The following is a 6,109-nucleotide window of genomic DNA, read 5'->3' as shown; positions in this document are numbered from 1 at the left end:
GCGCCCCTGTTCGAGGCACGCACTCGATCACCCCAAAACAGCAAAACCCATAGCGCAACACCTGCGGACCACGGGTTCCTGCATGAGAGGCTTTCGTACGCCAAGAGGCACCCGAAACCCTTCACCATTGCGGTCATTAAACGCTTGGATGAGCTCTCCCGAAAGCAGCCATGGTCTTATCTATCCTGCGGCTTATGGAGTACTTAGTGACCGGCGCAGCTGAGACTGAAAGGCCTTAGGATCAGCCCTCCAGGCCTCAAGAACACCGCTTGGTGGCTGCCCTTCTTTTGCCGTGTTCCCCAGTTGCTCAGCTCCATTATTACAGGAACCAGGTCGAGCCCCTTGGCAGTGAGGTGGTAAACAGAGCTGTGGTCATCTTCTGGATCCCGTTCGTTGGCTATGATCCCGTACGCTCGCAGTCTTGTCAGGCGGCTCGCCAGAATGTTGGTCGCCGGACCTAAAGATATGGGCCTCGGCGATCACGCGCGCTGGCGGCGTTGGCGCTGTGAAGCCTCCCACTTTTCCCAGAGCGCCGAATCGTCCCCGTTGATTGGGTCGCGCACATCGTCGGAATCAAAGCCTGCGTCGCGGAGCAGATGCTCATCAAGACGGGCTATACGGCCGACGGTTCGGCGCCCAAGGTGCCACGCTGCACTGCGGCAAGCGCTTGCCCAACGGCCGCGAAGCGATGCTTCCTCGCCCCTTGCTTGCCCGCCTGGTTCTCGAATTCAATCGTCGTCATGGTCGACCTCCTTTGCTACCGGTACCACTCATCGGTCTGGTTGGGGACTGGGCATCCAGAGGTGGCAGTTACAAGTTTGACGGTATCGCCACGGACTCCCTGATCCAGGCTGTGACCCACGCCCTCGCCGCCGGCAAATCGCAGAGGATTTGTCCCTCGAAGCAATGGCCTCGGAAGCGGCGGTGAGCCGCTTCCAATTAATGGCATGCTTAACGCGGTGCACGCTCGTCACCGCGTTAAGACGCAACACGCACAGCGCGCCGACTGCAATCGTCAATAGAATGCTGCTCCCACGGGGCCGCCCGCAAAAATGCATGCCGGCCACACCGGCATGCTTGGGACCTTCGGCCCGAGCTTACGGCTAAGTTTTCAGGTAGGTCGCAAGAAGCGAACCCGTGTCACAGAGAACACAAGAAGCTAGCTTGAGAGTAATTGGCCGAGGGTACTCGCCAAAAAGGCGCTTCCCTGAGCCGATCACTATGGGATCAATCATCACTCGTAATTCGTCAATGAGTTCAAGTTCAAGAAGTGAGCGGGCCAAAATCGGACTTCCGATGATGAGTATTTTGCCGTTGACCACGGACATCAGCTCAGAGATTGATGCTTTCAGGTCCCCGCGCAGAACCTTGGTGTTCGCCCACGTCGCGTCAAGTGGGTGAGATGTTACCAGATACTTGGGCTTGGTATTAAGCGGTTCAGCGAGAACTGACTCATCAGGCCCCGCGTTGGGCCAATGCGCAGCAAAAGAATCGTAGGTGGTTCGCCCCAGCAGGTATCCTTCTGCGCCGGCGATAGTGTCCACAACCCATTGCATCGAGACGTTATCGAGAAAAGGGCGGTGCCATCCGCCATGCTTAAAGTCACCGCTTGAATCTTCGTTAGAATAAGATGGCGCCTGGACCACCCCGTCGAGACTCATAAATTCAATCGCGACCAGAGTCATTCGATCACCATTGCCAGGGTTGCCAATACATCCTGCCAACCGACATCAACATGTGCGGCCACTTCTGGCAGCGCCGCGTTCAAGTCTTCCAGCTTATCGTGAACCAGAAGCAGACGCGTCCCTGAAGGTATGGGATAAAAGGAAATGGCGAGCCGAGAATCATACCGTGGACCTCGATCGAGTTCGGGTCCCCAAAATCCCCAATCGAGCCCGATGCGATTAGCGCGATCGAGTTCCACGATCCTGGCGTCAAAACCGCCGACAGACCGACCGGCTACCGAATGAAACACTTGATAGTGGCCGCCAACTTGGGGGTCGATCTTCGCGCTCGCTGCAATTTGTCCGGGCGCCATCCATTTGGCTACTGTTGCTGGATCCAGCCACGCATCAAAGACTCTCTCGGGCGGGGCGTTATAGGTCCGTTCCATGCGAACGGAGGCAATTAAAGTACCAAGCATCTATTTTTCCTTCTCATCATTTATTTCGACTAGCTCACCGAGGGCATCGAGCCCTTCGGTCCAGAAGCTCTCATAGAAGCGGAGCCACTCGGTCACTTGAGCGAGCGGCCGCGCGTCGAGCCGGCAGAGGTGTTCGCGGCCCACCACACGCCGGCGAATTAGCCCAGCGTCTTCAAGTAGTTTCACGTGCTTGGATGCAGCAGCCAGCGACATAGCGTGCGGTCGTGCCAAGCTAGACACACTGAGTTCCTCACGGGCGAGGCTCGCCAGCATTTCGCGCCGCACCTCATGTGACAGCGCCTGAAATACGATCCCAATTTGCAGCCCTGAATGCTCAACCATAAGGTTGTTTATATCGAGGGATGCTGAAACGGTCAACCTTTTAGTTGACTATTTCTGGCCGCTGATCTTGACCCCCAAATGTGGGACATCGCGCATCAGGCGTCCGCCGCATAGGAGGCGGCCGTTTACTGGATGACGAGTACTCGAAACAGCGGCTCGCTGAGGTGAGGCGCGTCTAGTCAGCCCTTGTGCGCCGTCTGCTTTGACGGGTAATCGCTCGAAAGCCGACTGTCCGTTTCCCACCCCGTTGCCGACTGTGGCAGAGATGATTGCAAGGGCAGATATGGCGCCCATAATGAGTTAGAGGCGATGTCTTAACTGACCCCGACACGCTACAACGGGACACTTCACGCAGGAGTTGTGCCATGGCTACGTCCCCCATCATTCCGGTCATCTGCGTCGAAGAGGGTGATTTGGCCGGGGCGGAATTGACACCTGCGCACCGCGCCTGGGCCACCGCGAATGGCTTTACCGGCCAACGCGGAGGCTTGCTGGCGCTACCCGGTAGCGAAGGCGCTTTGGCCTCCTATCTTTTCGGTCTTGGTGCATCGGCCGGTCGTCCCGCTCTTGTTACCGGCCTCGCCGGCGCCGCGCTGCCTGGCGGCACCTATCGCCTCGAAGGCAAGTACGGCGACCCCAATCTGGCGGCCCTCGGTTTCCGCCTCGGCGCTTATCGCTTTGATCGCTATCGTGAAGCCCGCGCCGCGCCGCTGCTGGCCGCTTCCGGCGATCTAGATGCTGGCCAAGTCGACTGCCTCGTCGAAGCCGCGACGCTGGCCCGCGACCTGATCAATACGCCCGCCAATGACCTAGGACCGGATGCGTTCGAGGCCCAAATTCGCTCCTTTGCGACCGCCCGCAACATGCAGATCGAGGTCACCACCGGCGACGAATTGTTGCACGCCAATTTTCCCATGATCCACGCCGTCGGCCGCGCCAGCGCGGAGGCACCGCGCCTAATCGACCTTACCTGGGGCCATGCCGGCGATCCCAAGGTGACCCTGGTCGGCAAGGGCGTGACCTTTGATACCGGCGGTCTCGATATCAAGTCCTCGGCCGGCATGCTGATCATGAAGAAGGACATGGGCGGCGCCGCCAATGTGCTGGGCCTCGCCCATGCCATAGTCTCGGCCGGCCTGCGGATTCGCCTGCGCGTGCTGATCCCCATCGTTGAAAACTCCATTGCCAGTGCATCTTTCCGCCCCGGCGACATCCTCAAGTCCCGCAAGGGCCTGACTGTGGAGATCGGCAATACCGACGCCGAAGGTCGCCTCATTCTGGCCGATGCGTTGGCGCTGGCGGATGAGGAACGCCCCGACCTGCTGCTCGACATGGCAACGCTGACCGGCGCCGCCCGCGTTGCGCTCGGTCCCGAACTGCCGCCGCTTTATTCGACTGACGATGGGCTGGCGCGTGACCTTATGGTCCAAGGTGCCCTGAGCGACGATCCCCTATGGCAGATGCCGCTGTGGTCGCCCTATGACGCGATGATGAGTTCCAAGATTGCCGACGTGAGTAACGCCGGCAGCGGTGGCTTTGCCGGCTCGATCACCGCGGCCCTGTTCCTGCGCCGCTTCGTCACCAATGCCGCCGCCTGGGTTCATCTCGATATCTACGGCTGGGCGCCCGAAGCCCGTGCCGGCCGCAGCCATGGCGGCACCGACCAGGGCATCCGCGCCGTCTATGGCGTGCTCAAACAGCGCTATCCGGCATAGTTAGCCCTGTCCTGAGCGCCAAAGCCTAAGCGGCCTTGCCCTAACGCGCCCTATTGGTCTCAGTAGCCGCGGCTACGGTCCACCACATTGACCAGCGGCTTGCCCGCTTCACTGTCGCGGATGACCTGTGAGAAGTAGCGCACGCCGCTGCTTTCGTTGGAAATCGCTGCGACGTGGGGCGTGATGTAGCATGTCTCGAGCTCCCACAGCGGGCTGCTCGCCGGCAGCGGCTCAGTTTCGAACACGTCAAGGCTCGCCGCCGCCAGGGTGCCGTTGCCCAGCGCCTTGACGATATCGGCCTCTCGCTGATGCCCACCCCGTGCCGCATTGATGATCACCGGACCACCCTCCAGCCCGTCGCGCCTCAGCTTCCCGAAAGTCTCGTAGTTCAGGATGCCCGTAGTCTCCGGCGTCAGTGGCAACAGGTTCACCAGGATATCGGTGCCGCCCAGAAATGCGTCGAACTGCTCCTGACCTGCAAATCCCTCGACGCCGTCGATGTTCTTGGGCGTCCGACTCCAGCTGCGCAGGGCGAAACCCAACGGCTTGAGCCGGGTCACCGCATCCTGCCCCAGCACGCCCATGCCCATGATCCCAACCGTGGTTTTCGATGCCGCCGGTGGATAAAGCTGGCTCCAGCGCCTGGCCATCTGGTCGGCTCGGAACCGCGAATATAGCCGATGATGCATGGTGACATGAGCCACTACATAATCGCTCATGCGCTGGCTCAAATCCTGATCCACGAAGCGCACGATCGGCGCGTCGGGCAACTTGGGATGTTTAAGCAGCGCGTCGACGCCAGCACCCAGCGACAGGATGGCCTGCAACCCGGTCAGCCCGTCGAACGCATCCGTTTTGGCCTTCCACACAAAGATATAGCGCACCTCCGCCGGGGCGAACTGATCGCCGCGCCGCACCACGGGGTAGGGGGCCAGTTCCGCCCCGAGCTTGGCCGCCCAACTCGCTTCATCGACATCGGAAAGGTGCAGCAGCAGCATGGCGTATCCCTCATAAGAAAAGCCGCGCCGTTTGACGGGCGCGGCTGAATATTTTCAGGCGGTCGTAAGGCTTTACTGCGCTGCGGGAGCAGCGGGGGCCGGAGCGGCAGGGGCTGCGCCATTGGTCGTGCCAGCCGGCGAACCGCTACCAGTTGCAGTGCCCTGCACCGGGCTCTCGCCCTGGGTAGTGGTCGGCGTCGCGGTTACTGCGGCCGGAGCCTCAGGCTCGGCTACATTTTCGGGAGTTGTCGCAGCCGGGTCGGTCGGAGCGGTCGCATCAGGCTGTGGCGTGCCGGCGGCCTCCGCTGCCGAAGCTGCTGGATCGGCACCTTCGACAGGGGCCGGAGCGACAACGTCGGCAGCCGGGAACGGCACTGGATCGGCCGACAGCGTCTGCAGATAGGCCAGGATATCCGCGCGTTCTTCGGCGGTACGGATGCCGGCAAAGTTCATCTTTGTGCCGGGCACATAAGCGCTCGGCTTGGTCAGGAACAGATTTATATTGTCATAGCTCCAGATGTCGCCGGCAGCGTTATGCGCCATGATGCCTTCGGAATAGGCGAAATCCTCAATTGCGCCTTCGGGGCGACCGACGACGCCATACAGATGCGGACCCTGCTTGCTGGGCTCACCTTCACCGAAATTGTGGCACGACTGGCACTTGCGAACCGATGCCTGACCGCGCTCGGCGCTAGCGCTGGCCAGCAGAACGCCGATCGGCACTTCCGGTGCGGCTTCCACGGCTTCGCCGCCCGCGACCGCTTCCGGCTCCGGGAGGGCATAGCCCGGGCCACGGCCCTCGATGGGCTGGTAGATGGCCTCTGCGACGAAGCCGGCGCCCATGACGAACAGCAGCGTGCCGAGCACGGCGCCCATGATCTTGTTTAGCTCAAACGAATCCATTTGGTCTT

Annotated in this window: 8 protein-coding genes; 1 reads left to right on the top strand and 7 read right to left on the bottom strand. The window is 60.9% G+C overall.

What is annotated here, in order from left to right:
* Positions 1-203: 203 nt before the first annotated feature.
* From WH91_RS26095 to WH91_RS10175, 5 genes are all read right to left on the bottom strand, one after another.
* Positions 204-440 carry a winged helix-turn-helix transcriptional regulator gene (locus tag WH91_RS26095; RefSeq protein ID WP_428040638.1) on the bottom strand — a complete coding sequence of 79 codons (237 nt, stop codon included), beginning with the start codon at positions 438-440 and terminating at the stop codon, positions 204-206.
* Positions 441-613: 173 nt separating this feature from the next.
* A complete protein-coding gene (locus WH91_RS25780) occupies positions 614-742 on the bottom strand; it encodes a hypothetical protein (protein WP_280140224.1) in 129 nt (42 codons plus the stop codon).
* Positions 743-1,103: 361 nt separating this feature from the next.
* Positions 1,104-1,685: a dihydrofolate reductase family protein gene (locus WH91_RS10185; protein ID WP_046170853.1), complete on the bottom strand. Its 582-nt coding sequence runs from the start codon at positions 1,683-1,685 to the stop codon at positions 1,104-1,106.
* Positions 1,682-2,143 carry an SRPBCC family protein gene (locus WH91_RS22595; protein WP_052952728.1) on the bottom strand — a complete coding sequence of 154 codons (462 nt, stop codon included), beginning with the start codon at positions 2,141-2,143 and terminating at the stop codon, positions 1,682-1,684. Before WH91_RS22595 ends, WH91_RS10185 begins: the two co-directional genes overlap by 4 nt.
* Positions 2,144-2,485, bottom strand: coding sequence for an ArsR/SmtB family transcription factor (locus tag WH91_RS10175; RefSeq protein ID WP_046170852.1), 342 nt, complete (start codon positions 2,483-2,485; stop codon positions 2,144-2,146). It lies immediately after the preceding gene.
* A 365-nt stretch (positions 2,486-2,850) separates the two neighbouring features.
* On the opposite strand from WH91_RS10175, the gene WH91_RS10170 reads away from it, so the two are divergent.
* On the top strand, positions 2,851-4,200 hold the full coding sequence (locus WH91_RS10170; protein WP_046170851.1) for a leucyl aminopeptidase family protein: 1,350 nt from the start codon (positions 2,851-2,853) through the stop codon (positions 4,198-4,200).
* A gap of 59 nt (positions 4,201-4,259) precedes the next feature.
* Here WH91_RS10170 and WH91_RS10165 read toward each other — a convergent pair whose 3' ends face one another.
* Together WH91_RS10165 and WH91_RS23365 are read right to left on the bottom strand one after the other, a co-directional pair.
* A complete protein-coding gene (locus WH91_RS10165; RefSeq protein ID WP_052952727.1) occupies positions 4,260-5,198 on the bottom strand; it encodes a 2-hydroxyacid dehydrogenase in 939 nt (312 codons plus the stop codon).
* A 72-nt stretch (positions 5,199-5,270) separates the two neighbouring features.
* On the bottom strand, positions 5,271-6,101 hold the full coding sequence (locus WH91_RS23365) for a c-type cytochrome (RefSeq protein WP_082102100.1): 831 nt from the start codon (positions 6,099-6,101) through the stop codon (positions 5,271-5,273).
* Positions 6,102-6,109 lie beyond the last annotated feature (8 nt).

It is taken from the genome of Devosia psychrophila (assembly GCF_000971275.1).
Taxonomy (GTDB): domain Bacteria; phylum Pseudomonadota; class Alphaproteobacteria; order Rhizobiales; family Devosiaceae; genus Devosia; species Devosia psychrophila.
The sequence above is the reverse complement of the archived record's forward strand: the minus strand, read 5'-3'. Positions and strand labels throughout refer to the sequence as shown.

What these genes read in the sequence shown, in the direction of transcription:
- WH91_RS10170 (WP_046170851.1), top strand. Translation starts at nt 2,851, where the DNA reads ATGGCTACGTCCCCCATCATTCCGGTCATCTGCGTCGAAGAGGGTGAT.
- WH91_RS22595 (WP_052952728.1), bottom strand. Translation starts at nt 2,143, where the DNA reads ATGCTTGGTACTTTAATTGCCTCCGTTCGCATGGAACGGACCTATAAC.
- WH91_RS10165 (WP_052952727.1), bottom strand. Translation starts at nt 5,198, where the DNA reads ATGCTGCTGCTGCACCTTTCCGATGTCGATGAAGCGAGTTGGGCGGCC.
- WH91_RS25780 (WP_280140224.1), bottom strand. Translation starts at nt 742, where the DNA reads ATGACGACGATTGAATTCGAGAACCAGGCGGGCAAGCAAGGGGCGAGG.
- WH91_RS10175 (WP_046170852.1), bottom strand. Translation starts at nt 2,485, where the DNA reads ATGGTTGAGCATTCAGGGCTGCAAATTGGGATCGTATTTCAGGCGCTG.
- WH91_RS10185 (WP_046170853.1), bottom strand. Translation starts at nt 1,685, where the DNA reads ATGACTCTGGTCGCGATTGAATTTATGAGTCTCGACGGGGTGGTCCAG.
- WH91_RS23365 (WP_082102100.1), bottom strand. Translation starts at nt 6,101, where the DNA reads ATGGATTCGTTTGAGCTAAACAAGATCATGGGCGCCGTGCTCGGCACG.